The 24266-nt window shown below is 67.0% G+C and carries 14 protein-coding genes; 10 read left to right on the top strand and 4 right to left on the bottom strand.

The features are described from left to right. Positions 1-520: 520 nt before the first annotated feature. On the bottom strand, positions 521-1258 hold the full coding sequence (locus GobsT_RS18735; protein ID WP_010033726.1) for an RNA polymerase sigma factor: 738 nt from the start codon (positions 1256-1258) through the stop codon (positions 521-523). Between the two features lie 283 nt (positions 1259-1541). Here GobsT_RS18735 and uvrA point away from each other — a divergent pair, with 283 nt between their 5' ends. Continuing rightward, complete coding sequence (gene uvrA, locus GobsT_RS18730) at positions 1542-8693, top strand: excinuclease ABC subunit UvrA (protein ID WP_010033720.1); 7152 nt, start codon at positions 1542-1544, stop codon at positions 8691-8693. Positions 8694-8770: 77 nt separating this feature from the next. On the opposite strand, the gene GobsT_RS18725 is transcribed toward uvrA, so the two are convergent. Then, positions 8771-11290: a carboxylesterase family protein gene (locus GobsT_RS18725; protein WP_029600623.1), complete on the bottom strand. Its 2520-nt coding sequence runs from the start codon at positions 11288-11290 to the stop codon at positions 8771-8773. 173 nt (positions 11291-11463) lie between these two features. Here GobsT_RS18725 and GobsT_RS38840 point away from each other — a divergent pair, with 173 nt between their 5' ends. From GobsT_RS38840 to GobsT_RS18680, 8 genes are all read left to right on the top strand, one after another. After that, a complete protein-coding gene (locus tag GobsT_RS38840; protein ID WP_010033714.1) occupies positions 11464-12003 on the top strand; it encodes a hypothetical protein in 540 nt (179 codons plus the stop codon). Between the two features lie 897 nt (positions 12004-12900). Continuing rightward, positions 12901-13929 carry an AAA family ATPase gene (locus GobsT_RS18715; protein ID WP_010033710.1) on the top strand — a complete coding sequence of 343 codons (1029 nt, stop codon included), beginning with the start codon at positions 12901-12903 and terminating at the stop codon, positions 13927-13929. A gap of 32 nt (positions 13930-13961) precedes the next feature. Beyond that, on the top strand, positions 13962-14819 hold the full coding sequence (locus GobsT_RS18710) for a DUF58 domain-containing protein (protein WP_010033708.1): 858 nt from the start codon (positions 13962-13964) through the stop codon (positions 14817-14819). Continuing rightward, the gene (locus GobsT_RS18705) at positions 14816-15640 is read left to right on the top strand and encodes a hypothetical protein (RefSeq protein WP_148087797.1); all 825 of its coding nucleotides are present in this window, start codon (positions 14816-14818) and stop codon (positions 15638-15640) included. The genes GobsT_RS18710 and GobsT_RS18705 overlap by 4 nt, the downstream gene beginning before the upstream one ends. After that, positions 15637-16572, top strand: coding sequence for a vWA domain-containing protein (locus tag GobsT_RS18700; protein ID WP_010033703.1), 936 nt, complete (start codon positions 15637-15639; stop codon positions 16570-16572). The genes GobsT_RS18705 and GobsT_RS18700 overlap by 4 nt, the downstream gene beginning before the upstream one ends. Next, complete coding sequence (locus GobsT_RS18695; protein ID WP_010033702.1) at positions 16566-17588, top strand: vWA domain-containing protein; 1023 nt, start codon at positions 16566-16568, stop codon at positions 17586-17588. Before GobsT_RS18700 ends, GobsT_RS18695 begins: the two co-directional genes overlap by 7 nt. 35 nt (positions 17589-17623) lie before the next feature. Next, positions 17624-18385 carry a hypothetical protein gene (locus GobsT_RS38835; RefSeq protein ID WP_010033700.1) on the top strand — a complete coding sequence of 254 codons (762 nt, stop codon included), beginning with the start codon at positions 17624-17626 and terminating at the stop codon, positions 18383-18385. A gap of 55 nt (positions 18386-18440) precedes the next feature. Beyond that, positions 18441-21452 (top strand): hypothetical protein, encoded by a 3012-nt coding sequence (locus GobsT_RS18680; protein WP_010033698.1) that lies wholly within the window; start codon positions 18441-18443, stop codon positions 21450-21452. A gap of 70 nt (positions 21453-21522) precedes the next feature. Here the strand turns inward: GobsT_RS18680 and GobsT_RS40530 are convergent, their stop codons facing one another. Together GobsT_RS40530 and GobsT_RS40525 are read right to left on the bottom strand one after the other, a co-directional pair. After that, on the bottom strand, positions 21523-21918 hold the full coding sequence (locus GobsT_RS40530; RefSeq protein WP_232068475.1) for an ISAs1 family transposase: 396 nt from the start codon (positions 21916-21918) through the stop codon (positions 21523-21525). A 28-nt stretch (positions 21919-21946) separates the two neighbouring features. After that, entirely contained in the window at positions 21947-22669 is a 723-nt protein-coding gene (locus tag GobsT_RS40525; RefSeq protein WP_010033685.1) for an ISAs1 family transposase, read from the bottom strand. Between the two features lie 179 nt (positions 22670-22848). Between GobsT_RS40525 and GobsT_RS18665 the strand changes: the two genes are divergently transcribed. Beyond that, positions 22849-24237, top strand: coding sequence for a BBP7 family outer membrane beta-barrel protein (locus GobsT_RS18665; RefSeq protein WP_010033682.1), 1389 nt, complete (start codon positions 22849-22851; stop codon positions 24235-24237). The last annotated feature ends 29 nt before the right edge of the window (positions 24238-24266 follow it).

Here is a 24266-nt window from a genome sequence, read left to right as displayed (position 1 = left end):
CAACCACGCCACGATCCGTGTGCCGGCCCGCATCAGGGGCCGGCGACGGCACGGCTGAGCGGACATCGTTCGGTGCGGGCAGTGTGTTCGACCACTGGGGCTGAGCGAACTGCTGCGAAGGGGTATTGTTTCGAAAGAAGGCGAACGATCCGAGTGCGACGCCGAGTAACAGCCCGGCCGCAACAGCCGCCGGCACCCAGGTGCGGCGACGTGCCGGGTACACCCGGCTGAGCGGAACGATCACCGATGCCGGGACTAACGCCGGCCGGGCACGCTTGACGTGTGGCGCCGGGGTGGCCGCGGCGATCTGCCCCATGATGCGTGTGTGCAGGTCGAAGGGCGGGGCAACCGGTGTCAGGGCGAGAACGCGAGCGCGATCGGCCTCCAACTTCGCGAACAAGCTCTGGGCCTCGGTGGAAGAGGCGAGCAAGGTGCGGAAGGCGCGGGCCTCGTCCGCGGACAGTTCCCCGTCCACGGCAGCGGTAATGAGTTGAAGTTGGGAAGCAGTCATAATCGGGCCTCAGTCCCTCCGACCGCCGTTCAGCCGGGGTTGGGCTTGTACGTCCTTCGCTCTCGGGGTCTCGGGTTTTCCAGCCGCTCCACTCGCACGCAGCGGTGCCACATCCTCACTTGTGTCCTGCTTACGGTCGCTACCGACCTCTTCTTGAGCCCCGGGGCCGGCACCGCCCCACAACTCGCGCTCGTCTGGGGCGGCCAGCAAGTCACGGAGTTCGAGACGAGCCCGGTGCAGCCGACTGCGGATCGTTCCGATCGGTACGCCGAGCGCCTCGGCGATGTCCTCGTACTTCAAGCCGTCGATGTCCTTCAGGAGCAGCACCTCACGGTGCTCGGACGACAGTCGCGCGATCGCGCCGTGCAACTGCCGCTCGTCTTCGGTACGCTCAAGAGCCGCGCTCGGCTTGACGTACTCCGAAGGGTCGTCAGGATCGAGACCGGTTTGCTGCGAGTAGTTCTCCAGGCTGACCGACGGCCGGCGCTTCCGTTTCAAACTCACCGCGATGTTGAACGCGATCCGATACAGCCAGGTAAAAAACTCCGCATCCCCCTTGAACGACGACAAAGCCTGATACGCGCTCAGGAACGCGTCCTGAACGACATCGGCGGCGTCTTCAGGGCTGTTAACCAGGCGCAACGCGGAGTTGTATAACCTTGTCTGGTAACGGGATACCAACGTACCGAAGGCATCCCGCTGGCCGCCCAGACACTCCGCAATGAGCCTGCGATCGTCGTCGCTCACGGCCTCACTTCTATGCCTTCGACGTTGTAGCCCGAGCCGAAGTTCCCGGAACAGCCGAAAACGGGTCGCGAGCCGGTGTGAAAAACTATATCACGCTGACGGTTACAGCGCTTGGGAATGAAACCTGCGGATTCCGCCGGGCGAGGCGCCACAAGCGGACGGATCTCAACCGGGTCCGCCTATTCTCGCCCAGTTGCCGCGCGTATACTAACCATCTGTACCCTTCTCCGCCGGCCGCGGTCGCCAAACGGTTACACACTCCCTCACGGAGGAGCCTCGACTCATGCAGGACAGCAAGAGCATTGTCGTGCGCGGCGCCCGGGAGCACAACCTGCGCGGGGTGGACCTCGAACTGCCGCGGAACAAGCTGATCGTGTTCACCGGCGTCAGCGGGTCGGGGAAGTCGTCGCTGGCGTTCGACACGATCTACGCCGAGGGCCAGCGCCGCTACGTCGAGTCGCTCTCCAGCTACGCCCGACAGTTCTTGGGCCAGCTCCCGAAGCCGGACGTGGACTACATCGGCGGGCTGTCGCCGTCGGTCAGCATCCAGCAAAAAACCGCGGGGCGGAACCCGCGCAGCACGGTCGGGACGATCACCGAGGTGAGCGACTTCCTCCGGGTGTTGTACGCCCGGCTGGGGCAAGGGCACTGCCCGAAGTGCCAGCGCCCCATCACCGCGCAGACCCGCGAACAGATCATCGGCCGCATCCTCGCGCTGCCGGAGGGCACACGGTTCCAGTTGCTCGCGCCGGTGGTGCGAGGGCAAAAGGGCGAGTTCAAGGACTTCTTCGCGGACATGGTGAAGCGCGGGTACGTTCGCGCCCGCGTGGACGGCCAGGTCGTCAAGCTGACCGACGACCTCAAACTCGACAAGCGCATCAAGCACACCATCGAAATCGTGGTGGACCGCCTCAAGGCGGACGCCCGGAACCGCGTCCGCGTCGCCGAGGCGGTCGAGCAGGCACTCGGGCTCGCCGAAGGGAACCTGATTATCGCCGTCGAGCCCGAGACGGCGCCGCGCGAGGGAGAAGACGCAGAGGAAGCAGCGGGGGACGTGCCGCCGCCCGCACGGGGTGCGGACATCCTGCTTTCGGCGCATTACGCCTGCACGCACTGCAACATCAGTTATGAGCCGCCGACGCCGCAGCTCTTCAGCTTCAACAACCCGCACGGGATGTGCCCCGCGTGCGACGGGCTCGGGACGCAGTACACGTTCGCACCCGAACTCCTCGTTCCGGACCCGTCCCTCAGCCTGTACCAGGGGGCGATCCCTCTCGTCGGCGCGCTCAAAGGCATGGGGCGCTGGCGCAAGCACATTTACGACGGGGTCGCGAAGTCACTCGGGGTGGACCTGAAGACCCCGTGGAACAAGCTGAGCGCCGAACACCAGGACCAGCTCCTCAACGGCAGCGGCGACGCGCACATCGTGTGGGAGTGGAAGCAGCGCGGCGGGAAGGTGTGGAAGCACGGCGGGAAGTGGGAGGGGATCGTACCGCAGCTCGTGGCGCAGTTCAAAAAGACGGCCGCCGGGCCGCGGCGCGCGCAGCTCGAAAAGTACATGAGCCGGGTCCACTGCCCCGCGTGCGACGGCCAGCGCCTGAACCCACAAGCCCGCGCGGTGCGCGTCGGCGGTAAGACACTGGTCGAAGTGGGGCGCACTCCCATCGGCGACCTCGTGCCGTGGTTCAACGAGTACGAAAAGAACATCCCGCCGGTCTCGAAAGTGGTCGCGGGAGAGTTACTCAAGGAGATCCGCGCCCGGCTCGGGTTCCTCCTCAACGTCGGCCTGCACTACCTCACCCTCGACCGTTCCGCCCCCACCCTCTCCGGCGGCGAGGCCCAGCGCATCCGGCTGGCGTCGCAGATCGGCAGCGGGCTGGTCGGCGTGCTGTACGTGCTCGACGAACCGAGCATCGGGCTGCACCCGCGCGACAACGCCCGCCTGCTGGCGAGCATCGAGCGGCTCCGGGATATGGGCAACACCGTGCTCGTTGTCGAACACGACGAGGACACGATGCGGGCCGCCGATTACCTCGTGGACTTCGGCCCCGGTCCTGGCGTCCGCGGGGGCGAAGTGGTCGCCGCCGGCACGCCCGCGGAGGTGTTCGCCGAGCCGCGCAGCCTCACGGCGCAATACCTGACGGGCAAGAAGCAAATCGCCATCCCGGAAAAGCGCCGGGAGCCGAGCGGGAAGGTGCTGCGCATCGTCGGCGCGACCCACAACAACCTCAAGGACGTGACGGCGGAGGTGCCGCTCGGGCTGTTCGTGTGCATCACCGGCGTGAGCGGGTCCGGGAAGTCGTCACTCATCAACGACGTTCTGCGCACCGGGCTGTCGAGCGCCCTGACCGGAAGCGGCGACGCCGAGGAAGAGACCGAAGAGGAAGCGGGCGAGGTCGTCGAGCGCGCGGCGCGGGGCCGGATCGAGGGCGCCGAGCAGCTCGATAAGGTGATCGACATCGACCAGACGCCGATCGGCCGCACCCCGCGCTCGAACCCCGCAACGTACATCAAGCTCTGGGACGAGATCCGCGCGCTCTACGCCGAGATGCCCGACGCCAAGGTGCGCGGCTACACGCCGTCGCGGTTCAGCTTCAACCGCCCCGGCGGGCGGTGCGAGGCGTGCGAGGGGAACGGCGCCAACAAGCTCGAGATGGACTTCCTCGCGGACGTGTGGGTGCAGTGCCCCGTCTGCGAGGGCCGCCGGTTCAACCGCGAAACGCTCCAAGTGAAGTACCGCGGGAAGACGATTCAGGACGTGCTCGAAATGGAGGTGGCCGAGGCGCTCGCGCACTTCGAGCACGTGCCGAAGGTCCACCAGATGGTGAAAACGCTCCACGACGTGGGGCTCGACTACATTAAGCTCGGCCAGCCCTCCCCGACCCTCTCCGGCGGCGAGGCGCAGCGGATCAAGCTGGCGAAAGAACTCGTCCGGCGAAGCACGGGCAAGACGCTCTACATCCTCGACGAGCCGACCACGGGGCTGCACTTCGAGGACGTGCGCAAGCTGCTGGAGGTGCTCCACGGCTTCGCGGACCAAGGCAACACGGTGCTCGTGATCGAACACGACCTCGACGTGGTGAAGACCGCCGACTGGGTCATCGACATGGGGCCGGAGGGCGGCAGCGGCGGCGGCCGGGTGGTCGTCGCGGGCACGCCCGAGCAGGTCGCCAAACACAAGGGCTCGTTCACCGGCCAGGCGCTCGCGCCGATCCTCACCCCCAACGCACGCCGCACCGCGACCGCCCGCTCCACGGCACGCGGACAACTGAAGAAGGCAAAGGCGGAACAACCGGAACCGGCGCAGTTCATCACGCACCTCTGCGTCGAAGGCGCGTGCCAGCACAACCTGAAAAACGTGTCGGCCAAGCTGCCGCGCGAGAAGATGTCGGTGTTCTGCGGGCCGAGCGGGTCCGGGAAGTCGTCGCTCGCGCTGGACACGATCTACGCCGAGGGCCAACGCCGCTACGTCGAGTCGCTCTCCAGCTACGCCCGGCAGTTCCTGGGGCAGGTGCAGAAGCCCCGAGTCGAACAGGTGACGGGGCTCTCCCCGGCCATCAGCATCGAACAGAAGACCACGAGCAAGAGCCCGCGCAGCACCGTCGGCACGGTCACCGAAATCTACGACTACCTCCGCATCCTGTACGCGCGCCTGGGTCAGCGGCACTGCCCGAGTTGCGCGCGGCCGGTCGGCACCCAGACCGCCGACGAGATCGTTGACAAGGTGCTGTCGCTGCCCGAGGGGACCAAGCTCTACATCATGGCGCCGCTTGAGCGCAAGGGGCAGGAGAAGTACGACGCCCTGTTCGAGGAGATCCGCCGGGCCGGCTTCACGCGGATGCGCGTGAACGGGAAGAGCTACACGATCGACGAGCCGCCGCAGATCGACCACCGCCGCAAGCACAACGTCGAAGTGGTCGTGGACCGGAACGTCGTGAAGCCCGGCACCCGCACCCGCATCGCGGAGGCCGTGGAGCAGTCGCTCGACCTGGGCCGCGGGGTGATGCACATCGCCTATGTCGAGGCCGACGCCGACGAAACGAAGTGGCGGGTGGAGAAGTACTCGCAGCACCTCGCGTGCGAGCATTGCAACCTGAGCTTCGAGCACCTGAACCCGCACAACTACTCGTTCAACAGCCCGCTCGGCTGGTGCCCGACGTGCGAGGGGCTCGGGTTCCAGCGCGGCGCCAACGCCAACCTGCTCCTCGGCGACACGCGACTCTCGCTGCGCGGGGGGGCGGTCACCGCGTGGCCGGAACTTGGGAAAGGCTCGGCGTGGCTGCCGTTCGCGGAGGCGCTGGCGAAGCACGTCGGGTTCTCGCTGGACACACCCTTCGCGAAACTCGACCCCGCGCACCAGCGCGCCGTGCTGCACGGTACCGGCGACGACTGGGTCAGTCTCAGCACAGAAACCGGGGCGAGGGGCGCGGAACCGAAAACCAAGAAGAAGAGCACCGCCGCGGCCGTTCCGAATTCCCCCCTTCCCGCCCCGCGGTTCCAGTACAAGGGCCTGTTCCCGGCGGTGGACGAGGCGTCGCGGGTGTCCTGGGTGTACCGACAGCGCCTCGATCACTTGGTGGATGAGGTGCCCTGCTCCGCCTGTCGCGGTGCGCGCATCCGGGCCGACGCCGCGGCGACCCGGTTCGCGAACCTCACCATCGGCGAGATGTGCGCGAAGCCGCTCGGCGACACGCTCGCGCTCTTCGACTCGCTCACGCTCTCGAAGACCGACCGCAAGGTCGCGGGCGAGGTGCTCCGCGAGGTCAGCTCGCGCCTCAAGTTCATGGTGGACGTGGGCCTGGACTACCTTACGCTCGGCCGGCAGGGGCCGACGCTCTCTGGCGGCGAGGCCCAGCGCATCCGGCTGGCGTCGCAGATCGGCAGCGGGCTGACGGGCGTTCTGTACGTCCTCGACGAGCCGACCATCGGGCTGCACCCGCGCGACAACGAGCGGCTCCTTCAGGCACTGCACCGGCTGCGCGACCTCGGGAACACCCTCGTCGTGGTCGAGCACGACCGCGAGGTGATCGCGGCGGCCGATCACTTGCTCGATTTCGGCCCCGGGGCCGGAGACCACGGCGGCGAGATCACCGCCAGTGGCGCACCGAAGCAGGTTGCAAAGGCCGCAGAATCGCTCACGGGGAAGTACCTGAGCGGAAAGCTCGCCATACCGGTTCCGACGAACCGGCGCACGGCGGGGGAAGGCAACCTACCCCCCAGCCCCCTCCCTGCAAGGAGGGGGAGCAAAGGCACGTCGGAATCGAATCGCGAATCCGGCGCGCAGGGTGCGGTTGTGGATCTGCTCCCCTCCCTGCAGCGAGGGGTTGGGAGTGGGTCGGAGACCGTCGCCGCGCGGTCGCCGCACGGGGTCACGCTTAGCATCCTGGGCGCCCGCCAGCACAACCTCCAGAACGTGGACGTACACATCCCGCTCGGGGCGCTCGTCGCGGTGACCGGGGTGAGCGGGTCCGGGAAGTCGTCGCTGGTGAACGAGGTGCTCTACAACACCCTCGCGCGCAAGCTGCACCGCGCCCGCACCGCCGGGGCCGCGCACGACGACATCGTTGGCCTCGAACACATCGACAAGATCATCAACGTCGACCAGGACCCCATCGGCAACTCGCCGTCGAGCAACCCGGCGACTTACACCGGCGTGTTCGACCTGATCCGCGAGCTGTTCGCCCGGCTCCCCGAGTCGAAGGTCCGCGGGTACCACCCGCGGCGGTTCTCCTTCAACCAGAAGGGAGGCCGGTGCGAGGCGTGCGAAGGGATGGGGCAGAAGGTGATCGAGATGCACTTCCTCCCCGACGTGTGGGTGGAGTGCGACACCTGTAACGGCACCCGTTACAACCCGGAAACGCTCGCGGTGCGGTACCACGGCAAGAGCATCGCCGACGTGCTCGCCATGCGCGTCAGCGAGGCCCTGGCCCTGTTCCACAACATCCCGAAGATCCGCGTCGTGCTGCAAACGCTCGAAGACGTCGGCCTCGGGTACATGTCACTCGGCCAGTCGGCGCCGACCATGTCCGGGGGCGAAGCGCAGCGCGTGAAACTCGCCGCGGAACTGGCCCGCCCCAGCACCGGCAAAACGCTGTACCTGCTCGACGAGCCGACCACCGGGCTGCACTTCGACGACGTGCGGAAGCTGCTCGAAGTGCTTCAGCGCCTGGTCGATCTGGGGAACACCGTCATCACGGTGGAACACAACGTCGATGTCATCAAGTCCGCGGACTGGGTCATCGACATGGGGCCGGAGGCCGGCGGCGGCGGCGGGCACGTCGTCGCCGCCGGCACCCCGGAAGAGGTGGTGGCCCAGTTCGCCGCCGGCGCCCCGACGCACACCGGGCGCATCCTCAAGGACGTGATCGCCGCAGGGCCGTTCGCGGCGCGCCCGAAGTTCGATCCGCACGCGGCCCTCGCGGAGCGTGCCGGCGATCTCGACATCTCGGACGTGGGCAAAGAGCAGAAGCTCCCCTGGGAGGCCGATGGCCCCGGGTGGCACACCCGCGACCGCGTCACCACCACCGGAAAGCCCGTCAAGTGGGAGGGCGCCGCGCTCGCCTGGGTCATCGACCTGATCCACGAGTCCGGCACGTTCCCCGAAACGAAGTGGAACCACCGCAGCGTCGTGGAGATCCCCGCGCCGCGGAAGGCCGACGGCTGGTTCCTCCACGCAATGACCGGGCACGAGGCGTACATGAAGCTCGTGTTCCCGCTACCGGGGCGCCCGTTCAAACAGGATCAGCTCGCGGCAAAACTCGCGATCCCGCCCCTGTCTGACACCCCGGGGCTCGAAGGGTACTCCCGCGACGCCAACCGCGTCGAGGTGCAGAACACGACCGGCTGGCAGACGGTCACGATCACCGTTCACAAGAAGGCGGAGATCGATACGCCCGCGTTCCGCGAGTTCCTGAAGAAGGCAGTGGAACTTGTTCAGGGTTTGAACGACTCCGGAGCCGGTGGCGTGGAAGCCAACATGCCCTGGAAGAAGGACGGGGAGAAGTGGCACCTTGGTGATAAAGGGTTCCCGCCCGGCCGGGGCGCGAAGTGGGACCGCGCCGTGCTACCGAAGCTCTTGGATCTGCTCCGGGAACTCGACCCGGCGCTGGAGTTCAAGTGGGACACCCGCGACGCCGTGACGGTGCGGCCGGCCGGCGCGTCTCGATTCTGGGCGCGGCTCAAGACAAAGGAAACCGACGCCCTGGAGGTGTGGTTCACCGGCCGTCGCGGGACGGCGAAACCGGCCCAGTTCGAGAACGTGGGCCGCGAGGCCCTTGTCGAGGGCGATCGCGCCGACGGGAGCGAGGTGCTGAAGGTGTGGTTCGCTACCGCGAACCAATTCGCTCCCGCAAAGCTCAAGCCGCTCCTCAAGCAGCACTTGAAGGCGTTTAAGTCCGCGTTCGGCGACACGGAAAACGAGAAGGAAGCCGGGTAGCCCGGAAGCGCCGAGACCACGCCCGCCGGCCGAAGCCGGCGGGTGGCACGTCAGCATCGGAACGGCCGGAACCCGGGCTACCGCGTTCCGGAGAGTTCGATCTTGTTCAGAAACAGCATCCGCCGGTCCCCGCGCTGGAAGTAGTCTTCGAGCAGCACCTCCACGTCCGGCTCGATCGCCTTCGGCTTGTTCCAGCCCTCCGGGGTCCGCCCGTTGAGCTGAACCCGCACCGGCTTCGCCCAGTCGATCATGTCCGCGCCGAGCCAGACCGACAGGCGCTGCACCCGGAACGTCTTGAGATCGAGCAGGTTGTTGCCGCGGATGTCCCCCTGAATCGTTGCCGCCACGACCGCGCCGCCGGAGTGCCCCGGGTTCGCCTTGTCCGCCTGGAGCCAGTAGAACCGGCTGTCGCTCTCGCGGAGCATCACCCACGGCTGCCGGTAGGTGCCGAGGGCGAGGGTGGCCGCACCGTTGATCCGCTTCTTGCGGCTCATCCAGTCGAACATGACCGGCGCTTCGGCCGAGTACCACTCCACCGCCCGCCCCTTGTACACGCTCATCACCGCCGGGAACCCGTGGCGCGTCCAGGGCTCGAAGATGTTCCGCATGGCGGTGACGGACTGGCCCGCCATCTCGCCGGTGACCACGTAGAACGGCAGCTTCTGGGCGTTGCGCCACGACTCGATGAACTGCCCCTGCCACTTCGGAATCGGGGCGATCGGGATCACACCGGCGAAGAGGTCCGGGTGCGACGTGCCGATGTCCATCGCCATGTTCCCCCCGTCCCCGACGCCGAGCATGAACACCCGGTCGTTATCGACGGTGAAGTGCCGGACCGCGTCGCGCAGGGTCGCGGTCACCAGGACGTGGTCCTCGCCGCGCCACTGCCAGCCGGTCTTCTCAAAGTGGCTCACCCACTCCGGGGCGATCACGATGTACCCGTTTTTGTCGGCCTCGGTCATGAGCGGCGCGAGCACCTGCTCCGCGTCGATGCCCGGCGCCGTCAGCGCGATGATGATCGGGTACGCGCGGCCGTGGTGGTACTCGGGCGGCAGCTTGACGAGGTAATCGATTCCGGTGGGGTACCCGCTCACCGGGGCCGACTTGCGGCGGTACACGCCGGCCGGCCCGCCCTTCCCGAGTTCGACCGCCTTACCGGACCGGTTCGCCAGATCCTCGGGATCGACCGGGGGGAGCAGCGAGATGATCTGTGCAAGCTGCTGCGGCTCCAGAACCATGTTCTTCTTGAACTGCTTCAACAGCTCGTTCCGGCCGGCGATGGTGTCGCTGCGCTGGTGCGCGAGGATCAGGTCACGCGCCGCCCAGATTTTCAGAGCGATTTCGGTGTTGGGGTTGGCGCCGTTGCGCCCGGTGACCCACCCGCTGATGGCGGTCGCGAGCAGTTCGTTCGGCTTCTTGGTCGGCTCCTTGTCGGCGGCCCGCTCGCGCTCGGCCTGCGCGGCGAGTGTCACGAACGTCTCGATCCGAAGGGCCGAATCGGGGTGCAGTTCCGCGAACACGTACCGGGCGGCCTCCACCAGCGCGAGCGACTCCGCCGACACCTCCTTGGGCGGTGCCCACGCCGCCATCGCCCCGCCCCCGCCCGCGGCAACGAATGGTAGCGCGCCGCGGGCACCGGAAACGGTCTCGATCAGCGCTCCAAGCAACCGGCGGGCGGCGTTGTACCGCTCCTGACCGATCTTGAGGTCCGCCCCCACCTTCGCCGCCCGCGCCACCTGTTTCGGGTCGGCGTTCTTCTCGGGAAAGACCGCGAGAACCTCGGCCGTGTACTTGTAACGGCCCGCCGCCAGTGCGAGTTCCGCCTCGCGCGCCACCAGTTCGGCGACCGCCTGATCGATCTCCTTGAGCAGTTTCTCGTGCGCGGCCTTCGCCTCCTTATTCATTTCGCCTTTGAAGTCCTTTCGGAGCCGGTCCATCTCATCTTTGGCGGACTGGAGCCAGCCCGCGTCCAGCATGAATTTCCCGATCGCGACGCGCTTGAGCGGGTCGCACTTCCCGTCCGGCTCGGCGAGTTCGGGGTGCATCCCGAGCAGCTTGCGAACGGTCTTCGGGTCCCATTCGGTGGTCCGGTATGTACCCCGCCAGGCGTGTGTGGCAGACACGATGTAGATGTAGTACGGGTCCATGTGCGTGATCTGGTGGTCGACCACGTTAGCCCCCCCCGTCGTCTCCTTCACGTTGATCGTGCGGACCCACTTGGCGTTAAACTCGCCGGTCTTGACGATCGAGGCAATGCTGCTGATCGGCTGGTCCGACTTACGGCCCGGGAACTGGGTGGTATACGCCTTGTAATCCGGCCGGATCTTGATGTCCGGGCTGATTTCGCCGAGTTGCTTGGTGTGCGAGCTGAAAATCGTGATCTTCGGCCCCTCGTCGATCATGTCCAGACCGTTCGCCTTGACGATCCGAACGGTTGTGCCGGAAGCCTTGTCAAAAACGGGTTCCGACTCCTTGCGGACGGTTCCCTGGATAATGAACCCGTCTTTGAGGATGACGACCTCTGCCGCGGACCCGAGCCCACAGGCCCCCACAAGCAGGACCGCCGAGAGAACGAAGCGTATGGTGCGTGCAATCATTAAATTCACCCAACAGGGGGCGTGGGGCGGGTGTTTCATTGTCGCCCGTGACGGGCCGCCGATCAAGTTTCCGCCTGTAACGGGACGACGGAAGTCAGGAGCAGCGGTTCGATCCTCCGGGTATACTGTGTTTCAACTCACCCACCCCGCCGCCGTTGGTCGGAGACGCACGAATGCCTATTCGGTTCCGCTGTGGCTACTGTAACTGCCTCCTCGGCATCGCAACCCGCAAAGCCGGAACCGAAACGACCTGCCCGCACTGCAGCGCCGTCGTCATGGTTCCCGAACCGATCCCGCGAGGCGGAAAAACCGAGCGACTCGACCTTGATGACGTAGACCAGTTGCTCGGTAACGTGACAGAGCGGCTAACGGAGCCGGCCGCGCAGGTTCAGGTACTGGAACCGCCCCGCGTCGAAGCGCCCCGTGCGGCCCCTGCCCTGCCCCGGGCGGCAAAACCTGCACCCGTCGCGCCTGCCGCGCCTGCGGCCGAGCAGCCGCTGTTTGAGAACGATTTTGAGCAACTGTTCGGGAACAGTTCGGCATCACAGGAAGATGACGAGAGCTTACCAGCGGTTTCGGACCGAACCGCCACAAGCCACAGAACAGGCCCGCGGGTGATCGTGCTGAGTCCGCAGCAAGCGACCCTGCTGACCTGCGCAGCAGTCGTACTGATGGCACTCGCGTTCGGCGCCGGATTCTTCGTGGCGCGATAGCACCCTTCACTTCGGACCAACCCTCATCAATGAAGTCCACGATACGTTCGTGGACTTCCCCTTCATCGCCGCACGCCTTCCGACCGCGGTCGCTGACCGACCGCTCACCTCAGGTCAAGCGACACCGGATTTGTCGCGCGCTGACATCAGTTCTGTAGGGCGTGCGCTGATGCGCACCGCACCGACATCGGGCGCACTGTTTTGGTTGCGCGCCGCTGGAGCGCCAGCACGGCCCGGAACCACCGCGTCCGTGCCGCCCAGCAGTAGTTTCTCGGCTGCGCGGAGCAGTCACGGGTTGCGATGAACGCGGCTCAAAATGGCATCGGACTGGCCGGCGACTGGTCAGCGACTGGACATTCGCTGCCGCCGAGCGGGTCGCTGGCTGGTACATCGCTACCCACGAGTCACACGGCGTAGCCAAGGTAAACGGCTTCCCGACAAGTAGAAAGGGCGGGCCGCGGCATACCGGTAACGTGACACAACCGCTTTCGGAGATGCCACTTGTACCCGAATCGTTCATTGACAACGAGCCACACCGCAAACGAAAGGCCGATCACGTGTCCGCAAATTTGGCGTGACGTTGTCCGTCGCAACTGACGCGTGGAATCTGCTGAGGAAAAAACCGCCGCCCCAGAACCCGCCATCCGGGTCCCCGAAAACGGCACCAGCCAGCCGATCAGCAAGCCCCGCATCCCGAGCGGAACCACAGCAGTAAAGGGCGGTGGCATCTGTTAGGGAGGCCCGTTTGGCTCGTCCCGTATGCGGGCGATCGTCGCAGATTGTTCGCAGCACAGAGTTTACGATCGACGAGTGGCTAAATTGTGTCCTCGATTGCGCACGAAGCGACCACCCCAACTTCGCCCCGTGTGATTCGTTCGAGGCTCCCCATTACGCTAGGTGTTTGACGTGACTGACAGCCAGAAGCCGCAATCGTCCGCGTTCCAGGATTCCGCACAGTTCGTGCACAAGGTGCGTGAGCGCATCGCCAACGTCGTCGTCGGACAGGACGTCGTGGTGGAGCGGATGCTGATCGCGCTGTTCACGGGCGGCCACCTGCTCTTACAGGGCGTACCCGGTCTGGCGAAAACGCTACTCGTTTCCGCGATGTCGCGCGCGATCGCGCTGGACTTCGCCCGCGTGCAGTTCACCATCGACTTGCTCCCGTCCGACATCCTCGGCTCGGAAATCCTGGACGCCCGCGCCGGCGAGTTCCGCACGGTTAAAGGGCCGATCTTCACCAACCTGCTGCTCGCGGACGAGATCAACCGCGCCGCCCCGAAGGTCCAGTCGGCACTGCTCGAGGCGATGCAAGAGCGCAAAGTGACCATCGGCAAGGAAACGCACCGGCTGCCCACGCCGTTCCTGGTGATCGCGACCCAGAACCCCGTCGAGCAGGCGGGCACGTTCGAGCTGCCCGAGGCGCAACTCGATCGGTTCATGCTGTGCCACCGGCTCGAGTACCCGACCCCGGATCAAGAGTTCGAGGTGCTACGCCGCAACCTCGCGCTCGGCGTCCAGCGCGAGGACCGCGGCGCCACCGCCCGCACCGAGTTCGATGCCATCGGGGGCGGCGCGGTCGGCACGGTCGAGGACCTCGTGCGGTGCATGGAGGCGGTTCCGACCGTCCACACCAGCGAGGCGGTCCTGCGGCACGTGGTGGAGGTCGTGAACCTGACCCGGCGGCACCCCGCCATCGAGTTCGGCGCCAGCCCGCGGGCCGGCATCGCGCTGGTCAAGTCGTCCCGCGCGCGGGCGCTGGTCCGCGGGCGCGGGTACGTGGTGCCTGAAGACCTGTTCGCCCTGGCCCAGGACGTTCTCTTGCACCGCATCCGCCTCAGCTACGAGGCGCTGGCCGACGGCCGAACTGCCGCCGGCGTGCTCAACGAGATCCTCACCGACCTCGGCGCACCGGCCGCCGCGGCGTGAGCACCTTCCTCTGAGCACGACAGGAGCCACCGATGACGGGAACGCTTGAACCCGCCACGCTCGACGCACGCCAGTTTCAGATCGCGGTTCGGAAACTGGCGGACAGCCTCGGCTACGGGACCGACCGGTCCCCGTACCTGGGGTCGGGAACCGAATACGTGCAGTCGCGCCTGTACCAGCCGGGCGATCCCGTGCGGTCCATCGACTGGCGCATCACCGCCCGCACCGGCCGGGCGTTCGTCAAGGAGTACGAGACCCCGAAGCGGATGCCGTGCTTCTTGGTGGTGGACACGTCGGCCTCAATGGCGGTGTCCTCGATCCGGCGCAGCAAGTACGAGGTCGCGGTCCACCTCGCCGGCGGGCTCGCACTTGCGTCCCTGGACCGGGCCTCGCCGGTCGGACTGGTCGGGGGCGGGGGGCGCGACCTCCAGATCGCACCGAGCCTTGCGCCAGATAAGGTGTGGGTGTGGCTGCATCAGTTGCGCAAGGTGCGGTACGACGAGCCGACGGCCGTCGGGCGCCGGCTCCGCGAGTTGGCACCGCGGCTGAACGAGCGCGCACTTTTGGTCGTACTGAGCGACTTTCACGACCCGGAAGCGATCCCGGCGCTGCGCCTGCTCGGGCAACGGCACGAGTGCGTGGCGCTGCACCTGACGGACCCGGCCGAAGTCGGCTTACGGGGCACCGGGCTGGTTCGGGCGCACGAGGCGGAAACGGGTCGCCGGCTGGTGAGCCACGGCCGGCGGGTCTGGTCCGACCCGGCTTCTGTCGCGACGCAGTTGCGCCGCGCCGGCGTTGACCACTTGTCCGTGCCGACAGATCAACCGTTTGTGGCCGAAGTTCGGCAGTTCTTTGCCACCCGCGGCCGGCTCGGGCGGGGGGCACGATGACCACACGACACACCGCTACTGCAACCGTGGCACTGGCACTCTGCTGGCTCGCAACTGGTACAGCCCACGCCTCCGATACGCCCACGGTGGGGCTGCCGCAAGCGCTCGACGTGTGGCTTCCAGGTGCGGAGCTGTTCGCCGCCAAGGTGGACGACCGCCGAACGCCGGTGATCGTCCGGATCGACCGCGCGACACCCGAGCGCGACGGCTTCCGCTACGCGCTCGTCTACACCGGCTTTGAGGCCGGTCGGTTCGACCTCCGGACCGCCCTCCGGCGGGCGGACGGCGCCCCCCTGCCGCAAACCGTTCCGCCGGTCCCGGTCGAGATCCGGGGCCTGCGCCCCCCGGGCGACATCCGGCTGAACGGCGTGGGCGACAGCCCGGAGCCGCGCCTCGGCGGCTACCGACTCGCGCTTGGGACCGTAGGAGCGCTGTGGCTGGTGGGGTTGATCGGACTCGTGACCGTCCGGCGGCGCGGGCCGCAGGTGCTCGCGCAACCGGCTCCAGACACGGAAGCGACCATCGAGGACCGGCTCAGAACCCTCCTGACTTCCGCAGCAAGGGGGACCGCAAACCCGGCCGACCACGCCGAACTCGAACGGACCGTACTCGTCTACTGGGTCCGGCGCTTGGGACTGCGCACGCAGGACCCGGCGGTGCTTTGCGCCACCCTGCGCGGTCACCCCGAGGCCGGGCCGATGGTCACCCGGCTGGAAGCGTGGCTCCACGCCCCTCCGTCCGACGCACCCGTCAACGTTTCGGAGCTGCTGACCGTGTTCCGGCCGCTGTTGAGTGCCCCCGAGCAGGAGGGCCAGTTGTGACTTTTGAGTACCCATACGCCTTATTTCTGTTGGCGGTCCCGGTACTGCTGCTCGCGTGGGTCTGGCTGCGCGAGGGGCGGCGCGTGGCGCTGCCGGTTGACCACGGGCCGCCCGGCCGCGGGACCGGCTGGTGGGTGGCGGTGTCGTGCGCGGAATCGCTACTCCCGCTGGCGCTGGCCGTGGCCGTACTCCTGTGTGCCGGCCCCCGGCGGCTCGGCGAGCCGATCGACAAGCGGAAGCTGACCAACATCGAGATCTGTGTCGATGTGTCCGGTAGCATGAACAACCCGTTCGGCCGGGCCACCCGGTACGACGGCGCGATGGAGGCCGTGACCGCGTTCACCAGCTACCGCCAGGGGGACGCGTTCGGACTGACGTTCTTCGGGAACGAAGTGCTTCACTGGTGCCCGCTCACCACGGACGTGTCCGCGATCAACTGCGCCACCCCGTTCATGCGCCCCGGCCAGCTCCCGCCGTGGTTCGGCGGGACGCTGATCGCCAAGGCGCTGCGGGCGTGCAAGGCCGAGCTGATCAAGCGCCCCGAAGGAGACCGGATGATCGTCCTGATCACCGACGGGGACAGCCAGGACTTTGCGAACGGGGCCGACGCCGAGGTCGCCGAGGAGCTGAAGGCGGAGGGGATCACGGTCTTCGCTGTCGTCATCGGCAACGACCGACAGTTCCAAAACCCGATTATTCGCAACGGGTCGGTTCAAACGGTCACCGCCCGAACTGGCGGGGAATCGTTCGAAGCCGGCGACCCGAACGCGCTGGCAACCGTCTTCAAGCGGATCGATGAGATGCGCCGGGCCGAAACGGACAAGCAGATCGCCAGCACGCTCGACGACTTCCGCCCGTTCTGCATCGCCGGCCTCGTACTGACCGGGCTGGCCGGTTTCGCGTCCTTCGGACTGAGGTACACGCCGTGGTAGCCGAAGCGGAAGCCGTCGCTAGTGCGTTGCTCGTGCTGGCACTGATCGCAGAACTGATCCACGCCCGGCGAGTGCGCCGGGTAGGCGTCCTCGCCTTCGGCCCGACCGGCCGCCCCGCGCTGTGGACCCGGGTCACCCCCGTTATCCGGGCGGTGAGTGCGGCCGTGTTCGTATGGGGGCTGACGACCCTGTTGTTGCTCCCGCCGAAGGTCCACGACCGGACCGAGCAAGTTCCCAAGACCGAGGCCCGTGACATCATTCTGGTGCTCGACGTCTCCCCGAGCATGCGGCTCCAGGACGCCGGCCCCGGGGGCTCGGTGAGCCGCAGCGCGCGAGCCGCGGAGCTGATGAAGTCATTTTATTCCCGCATCCAGTCGTCCCGGTTCCGGACCAGCGTCGTCGCCTGCTACACCGGCGCGCGACCGGTCGTCGAGCGCACGACCGACCCGGAGGTGGTGCGGAACATTTTAACGGACCTGCCAATGCACTTTGCGTTCCGGGCCGGGCCGACGGACCTGCTCTCCGGCATTGAAGAAGCGGCCCGGATGGCCACGCCGTGGCGCGCCGACACCGCGACCCTCGTCGTCGTAAGCGACGGCGACACCATCGCGGCGACCGGGATGCCGCCGCTGCCGCCATCGGTCTCGCGGGTGCTGGTGGTCGGGGTCGGCGACACCGCAAACGGGAAATTCATCGACGGACACAACTCGCGCCAGGACGTGTCGTCGCTGCGTCAGCTCGCGACCCGGCTCGGCGGCGAGTACCACGACGGGAACGTTCAGCACGTGTCCACGGAACTCCTGCAACAGTCGATGCGATCCGACGACAAGGGGCGATCGGAAACGGACGGCCCGAACCGGCGTGAGGCCGCGCTCGCGGCGGTCGCGATCGGAGCGTTGACACTCGCACTGCTGCCGATCCTGCTTCACATCGCTGGAACGCACTGGCGGCCCGGGGTGAAGGTGCGCCGGCGGATGGCGGTCGCCCGGCCTCAGCGAGAGCCGGCCGCCCGCTGACCGCTCTGTACCGAATCAAACCGTGGGAGGTATTCATGCGCAAATGGTTCATCTGCGCCTGGTTCTTGGTGCTCGCGGCGATTGTAACCTGGCACTTCGGACCGGGACAGAAGCGGCTGCGGGCCGATGACGCCGCGTCCGAACTCCGGACCGCCCGGCGCGCCGCGGCGGCGGGCGACTGGGAAACGGCCATCGCGGCCTATGACGCAGCCATCGCTCTACTGCCGGAAGACCGCGTGGACGAACTCCGCCGGGTGCGCGTAGCTCGGGCGGCGGCCAAGCTCCGGGGACAAACGCTCGCCCGCGGACGAGAAGAACTGGCCGAACTCGTAACGGAGCTGGAGCGCGAACCGGGGCGCGACCCGGAAGCCCTGTCGGCCGCGCAGGCCGCACTCGCCTACGGCCGGTACCACACCGCCTGGCTCATGCGGCTCGAAGGGCGCCCGACTACGGAGTGGGAGCCGGAGGTGGAAGAAGCGCGGCAGTGGTTCCGCGTTACCGCAGCGCAGGCGGTGGCTCGGGGCGACGCTACCACGGCCCAGCGCCTCCGCGAGGACCTCGAAGCGACGGTCCGCCTGGCACGAATGGACCTGAACGACCTGCAAGCCCTCAACCTACCGGAAGAGCTTCAGGGGAGCGGCTCCGGCGAGGGGGAGGGTGAAGGCAAGGGCAAAGGTAAGGGTAAGGGCAAAGGCAAAGGTGAAGGTGAGGGAGAAGGCGAGGGAGAGGGAAAGAAGCTCGCGAAGGACGCCCGAGGTGCCAGCGCCGGTCCGCCCCCCGACACCGGCGGCCATTGACCCGACCGCCCCATCCCGACGAATCAAACTTTCCAACACCGGGCGAGGAGAACGGATGAAGTTGCGAGCTACGAGTGTGCTATGCGCGGCAATTCTCGCCGCATGGGTGACGCCCGATCTGGTTGCGGGCGGCGCGGATCTGCCGGTGGCCCCGACGCCGCGTGCCAAGGGTACTGCTCCCGGGACACCGGGGGACTTACACGCGAAACAACTCGCGGCCGCCCGCGAGTTGCTGGCCCGGAACGCGAAGGACGGTCAGGCCGCGCATTTGGAAGCGGCGTGGAAGCCCGTTGCAGCAGTGCTGGAAGCATCCGACACCGGCAGCACCACCGACGCGCTGCGGCTCGCGACGGACCTCATCCCGCGGCTCCGGATCGACATCGTCAAACCCTGGCTCGTTTCGCTGATGGCCGCCAACCCGGACCGCGGCTGGGCGGTCGTCGAGGCCCTCGGCGAACACCTGACCCGGGCGGAATCGGCGCTGGCATCCAACCCGGACCGGCGCGGAAAGCTCCTGAAACTCCAGTCGGCGGCCATCAACGCACACCTGGCGACTAAATCTGCAAATCCCCCGCAGAAGCTCATCGTGCGTTTCGCAACGAAATGGATGGAGGAGGCGGAAGCGGCCCGACGGGCGGTACCGCCTCCCCCGCCCCCGTTCCAACCTGGCCGCCCGGTGCAGCCCACCCGCCCGCCGGCCCGCACCGATCACTCGGTTTCCATCTACGACCTGATCGACTCTGCCCCGAACGAGCGATTCGTCGAGTCCCTCGCGGATCAGGAGTTCCGGGCACGGACACTTGAAAGTCTCGTCCGGACCTACCTGGTCGAGGGTGAGGAGGCTGCGGCATTCACCAACATCGAGATTCTGGCTGCTGCCAGGCACGCTTCCACCGGGGACCTGCTCGCCGAGTTCCTGCGCACCTGGGCCAAGAACCACAACCCGAACCCGAACCCCGCCTTCGCGCAGCAGCCGATCGTCTACGGCCCCAACGGCCAGATGATCTCGCGCGGCCAGCCACTGGTGCCGGTCACCCGCTCGCTCCAGGAACGTAACCTCGACGAGCTCACCCAACTGGTCGCCCGCATCAAGAAGCTCCCGGGCACCCCGCCGGACGAGTCACTGCTGATCCAGGCGTTCATGAGTTGCTACACTGCGAACGCCATTTACACCCGCCAGGCGCTGCAGGGCGTGTTCGGCCCGCCCCAGAATCTGAAGCCCGACTCACTCGCCCGGTTGACGGAACAGATGCGAATGAGCGTCACCGCGCTCCGCATGCAGCTCACGCAGCAAGGGCAGCCGGGACAGGCGAAGTCGACCCGCAAGCCCGAGGATCTTCAGGGCGACGTACTCGCCGGGTACGCCATGACGCGGTCCCTGCTCGACGACGCGCTGGTCAAGCAGGCCACCAACTGGCGCCTCGCTCTGACCCGCGCGGTCGTGATGTTCGACGAATTGGACTTCCAGCACGATATCCAGCCGAAGCCCGACTTTACGAGCCGCCGAACCGAGATCATGGCGGAGTTCGCACGGATCGCCGGACTGTACGCCGCGCAGGTGGATGAGCGGGACAGCTCGCCGAACCTGACCGTGTACGAGCAATGGTTCTCCGCCGCACTGGGCGCCAGCGACCTGCAAGGGCTGACCGAGGCCAAACTCCCGGACCCGCGCCAGCCGGCCAAGATTCGGGCCGCCATGCAGTCGCTACCGGGTGAGGCGGGGGAGCGGCACGTCGCCGAGTTCGCGGCCGCGCTGTACCCCAAACTCGCGACCGTCAAGCCGGCCATGAAGCCGCGGTTCCTCAAGATGGGCGCCGAGGTGGTCGACAACCACCCCCGGCTCGGCCCGGCGAAGAAGCTCCTCAACTATTACAAGGACCTGTCGAAAGAGGTGAAACTCGAAGTCGTCCTTGACGGCCCACCGGGCGTGGGCTCGATGGAGCCGTTCGGCGCGTTCGTGCTGCTCCGCCACACGCGGGAGATCGAACAGGGCTCGGGCGGGTTCGGCCGGTTCCTCCAGAACCAGGTCGGGAACCCGATGGCGTACAACTACGGGCGCCCCGCAACGAACTACCGGGACCGGTTCGAGAACACGATGAGCGCCGCGCTCGGCGAGCACTTCGAGGTGGTCTCCTGCACGTTCGAGTCGGACAAGGTGGTGTCGCGTCCGACTCCCGAAGAGGGCTGGCGCATCACCCCGTACGCGTACGTCCTCCTCAAGGCGCGCGGCCCGCAGGTGGACCGGTTGCCGCCGCTCCAGCTCGACCTCGACTTCATGGACGGCGCGGGGTTCGTGGTTCTCGGTATCGAGTCGGCGGCGGTCTCACTCGATGCGTCGCGCCGCGAGCGCCGGCCCGCGACCGGAGTGGAGGTGACCCAGACAGTGGACGAGCGGCACGCCTCAGAAGGCACACTCAAGTTTGAGATCAAGGCGACCGCACGTGGGCTGGTGCCGGAACTCGCCCAGCTCCTAACCGCGATCCCTGACGGCTTCGAGACGGTCAAGACGGACGCACACGCCCTGTCGGTGGTGAAATTCGACCCCGAGGCCCCGCAACCGGCGGTGCGCTCGGAGCGCACCTGGCTGCTGACCCTCAAAGCCAAGCCCGACCGGACCGACCCGAACTTCCGATTCCCGGTCGCCGCCGGGTCGGAGACTGTCGTGAAGCTCCAACGGTACCGGGACGCCGACATCGTTCCCGCCAGCGAAGAAATCGTGATCGGGAACTTCGGTTCCGCACCCGCAACGTACCGCCGTTACGCGGCTCTGGCCGTTCTGATCGGGGTCGTGTGTGTCGTGGCGGTAGTCGCATGGCGCCTGCTCCGCCGCCCGCGCCCGGCGCAACGGTGGCATGGACCGCAGGTCCCCAACCGTCTGACCCCGGTCACGGTTCTGGGGTACTTGCGGAGCGTGGCAACACAGGGCGGGCTGAGCACCTCGCAAAATGCCGAGCTCCAGAAGACGATCCAGCGCATCGAGCAGCACTACTTCTCCGAACTGCCCGATGAGGCGACTCCGCCCGAGCTAACGGCCGTTGTGAACAGGTGGAACGGCACGGCGACTTGAAGCGCCGGACACCCGTTCCGAACACCCAATCGTGATGAGTGGGTGTTCCAGGGCCTTTCCTTGATTCACTCTACGTAACTCCGATAAGTCCCTTGGCCATTGCCGGGTCCATCTGGAGCCGCTCGATCGCCTCCGGGCAACTCACCGCCTTGACCTCACGCCACAGGTGCACCACGGCGTTCCGCAGCGCCGCCAGCACCTGTGGTGCGTGCCCCATGCGCACACGACACGCGTCCTCGCCCAGTGTCACGTCACGCACGTAATGCAGTTCGTTCTCGATGCGCCAGTGCGTCCGCACATGGTTCAGGAGTGTGGCCGCATCCGCCTTCTCGGCCGACAGGCTCGTGATGCCGAAATGCACTTCGACCGTCGTTTGGCCTCGGACCGTCCGCTCACGCGTCAACTGGAAGCCCTGCTTCACCCCCGCCCACGTCGGCGAGCACGTCAGAATCGAGGTCGTTTGCAGCGTCCGCTTCTCGATGCGGCCGTGACCCTTATCGACGGTCGTGGCGATGCGGCTCGGGGCGGGCGGAGGCCGATCCCCAGGGGGAAGTGGCCGCCGCGATCGATCGGGCGGCGGTCTCGAAGGCGAACCCGGCTCGGATGTCGATCCCCAATCCGGGTTGGTTGTCCTTCACCGTGAGCACGTAGTCGCCGCCGGCCCCGACCACCTCCTCGGCCAGGTCTCGCTGGCAGAACATGGCGTCGCCGACCACGACCTTCCCTCGCAGCGGCAGAATGCCGAGGAGCGTCAAGGCGGCCTTGTGCCCGTTGGTGCTCGCATCGACCTTGACCTGGGCGAGTACGGCACCGACGGTGGGGGCGTATGCGGCCAGCAGGTGCTGACCGGGGATCGCGCCGTTGCGAGAGCCTCGAAGGGTCTTGCCGTCGATGGAGATGTGTGTGAAGGCGGCCGGGTCGACGCGGCTGGCGATCCAGTACGAGAGGACGTGCTCCAGTTGGTCGGCGTCGAAGCGTCGCAGGGTGCGGGAGAGCGTGGAAACGGCCGGGGTCTTGCCGCGTCGGAAGCCGAGGGCATGGGCGAGGGCGGGTCCGTGCTGTCGCCCGAAGCGAGCGATGCCATTGAGGCTGGTGCGCCCCATGAGCATGGCGAGGGCGACGAGTCCGAGGAAGGGGGCGAGTGGGTGGATAAGGCCGTGCTTGCTGCGGGGATCGGGAACCGCCGCCAGGGCATCGACCAGGGTGCAAGGAGACATGGGTACCTTCCTGGCTGCGAGAAGGCGCCCCATATAGCCACGTTCCCTCGTGTAAGCAAGGTGAAATAAGGAAAGGCCCTGGTGGGTGTTCGGACACTCCGGTCTCCGGTTCGGCTAGACACGCCGTTACCGCATCGGCATAGGAAGCTACCGGATCATCCCGTTTCGGAGTTCAGCGCATGCGCACGGTGCTGACCGTGATCGTCTTCGCTCTCGCGCCGGTTGCGGCGGTCGCGCAGCCGATCGCGCCCCCCGTGCCCCCGCCACTCGCACCGCAATCGCCGCCGCCGGCACCACTGCCCCCGGCGCCACCGGCCCCGGCTGCCGCTGAGCAGCCGTTTCTGAAGACCGGTACGGAGGTTTCACAGCCGCTCACTGCGGTCGGGCCGGTACCCACGGAGCTACCGACGCTCACGCCCCGCATTGAGGAAGCGAAATTCGAGCCCGCGCCGAAACTCGAAACGAACCCGATCGAGGCCCCTGTTGCGCGGGGTCCGCTCGGGCCGCAGTGGAGTGTCTATGAACTCCTTTACTGGTGGCCGATGCGCCAGCCGGTGCCGGCGCTCGCGGCGGGCACTCGATCTGGCTTCCCGCCCGTAGTGGGCGACCCGGCAACGTCCGTGCTGATCGGCGGGAACTCGGTCGGCTCGCAACCGCACGCCGGCGGACGGTTCACGACCGGATCGTCGCTCAACAACGCGGAAACCTTCGGGTACGAAGTCACCTACATGTTCCTCGGTACGCGGACGTACCGTGAGACGGTCACGGATTTCCCCGGCAGCCGGGTCCGTGGGTTCGGCCTGCCATACGTCAACAGCGTGACCGGTAGCAACGAGTTTCTGACGCTCGCGCTTCCCGGCATCAGTTCTTCTGCCATGAGTGTTTCAACCTCGACGCGGGTGCAAGGGTGGGAGGTTAACACGGTTGCGAACCTCGTGAACGAGAAGAACTTCAAGCTGAACGGACTCGCCGGGTGGCGTTACTTCCAACTTCATGAAGGGCTGCGCATCGAGCAGACGCAACTGCGATTCGTGGACCTTCCGGGCACGTGGCGCACCGCCGACCAGTTCGACGCACACAACCGGTTCCACGGGGGACAGCTCGGCCTGCACGCGGACGCGCGACGCGGGATCGTGTTCTGCGAACTAACAGCAAAAGTGGCGTTCGGACAGAACTACGAGGTGGTGAAAACGGAAGGGATGAACGTCATCCAGACGCCGGTGTTCGGTGGGATAGCGACCCGGGCGTTCGGTGGGAGCGGGATCTACGTTCAGCCGTCCAACTTCGGGCGCACCTCCAACGGAGTGTTCGCGGTTGTCCCGGAGGGGACCGTGAAGCTGGGGTTTCGGGTCGGCGACTCGGCCCGCCTTTACCTCGGCTACAGCTTTATCTACCTGAGCGATGCGGTGCGACCAGGAGACCAGATCGACCGGACAATAAACCCGGCAAACATTCCATTGATGAACGGAATCGGCCCAGTATTCACGGCCGACCGCCCGACCCGAGTAATTAACCGTTCGGACGCATGGGTACAGGGGCTCACGATCGGGCTCGAAACGCGCTATTGAGCCGAACCCAAGCCCGGCCCTTGCTGTTC

The sequence above is a fragment of the Gemmata obscuriglobus genome (assembly GCF_008065095.1).
GTDB classification, from domain to species: Bacteria; Planctomycetota; Planctomycetia; order Gemmatales; family Gemmataceae; genus Gemmata; species Gemmata obscuriglobus.
The sequence above is the reverse complement of the archived record's forward strand: the minus strand, read 5'-3'. Positions and strand labels throughout refer to the sequence as shown.

Bases quoted from the DNA above. Each gene is read 5' to 3' on its own strand.
- uvrA (WP_010033720.1), top strand. From the start codon at position 1,542: ATGCAGGACAGCAAGAGCATTGTCGTGCGCGGCGCCCGGGAGCACAAC.
- GobsT_RS18725 (WP_029600623.1), bottom strand. From the start codon at position 11,290: ATGATTGCACGCACCATACGCTTCGTTCTCTCGGCGGTCCTGCTTGTG.
- GobsT_RS38840 (WP_010033714.1), top strand. From the start codon at position 11,464: ATGCCTATTCGGTTCCGCTGTGGCTACTGTAACTGCCTCCTCGGCATC.
- GobsT_RS18710 (WP_010033708.1), top strand. From the start codon at position 13,962: ATGACGGGAACGCTTGAACCCGCCACGCTCGACGCACGCCAGTTTCAG.
- GobsT_RS18705 (WP_148087797.1), top strand. From the start codon at position 14,816: ATGACCACACGACACACCGCTACTGCAACCGTGGCACTGGCACTCTGC.
- GobsT_RS38835 (WP_010033700.1), top strand. From the start codon at position 17,624: ATGCGCAAATGGTTCATCTGCGCCTGGTTCTTGGTGCTCGCGGCGATT.
- GobsT_RS18680 (WP_010033698.1), top strand. From the start codon at position 18,441: ATGAAGTTGCGAGCTACGAGTGTGCTATGCGCGGCAATTCTCGCCGCA.
- GobsT_RS40525 (WP_010033685.1), bottom strand. From the start codon at position 22,669: ATGTCTCCTTGCACCCTGGTCGATGCCCTGGCGGCGGTTCCCGATCCC.
- GobsT_RS18665 (WP_010033682.1), top strand. From the start codon at position 22,849: ATGCGCACGGTGCTGACCGTGATCGTCTTCGCTCTCGCGCCGGTTGCG.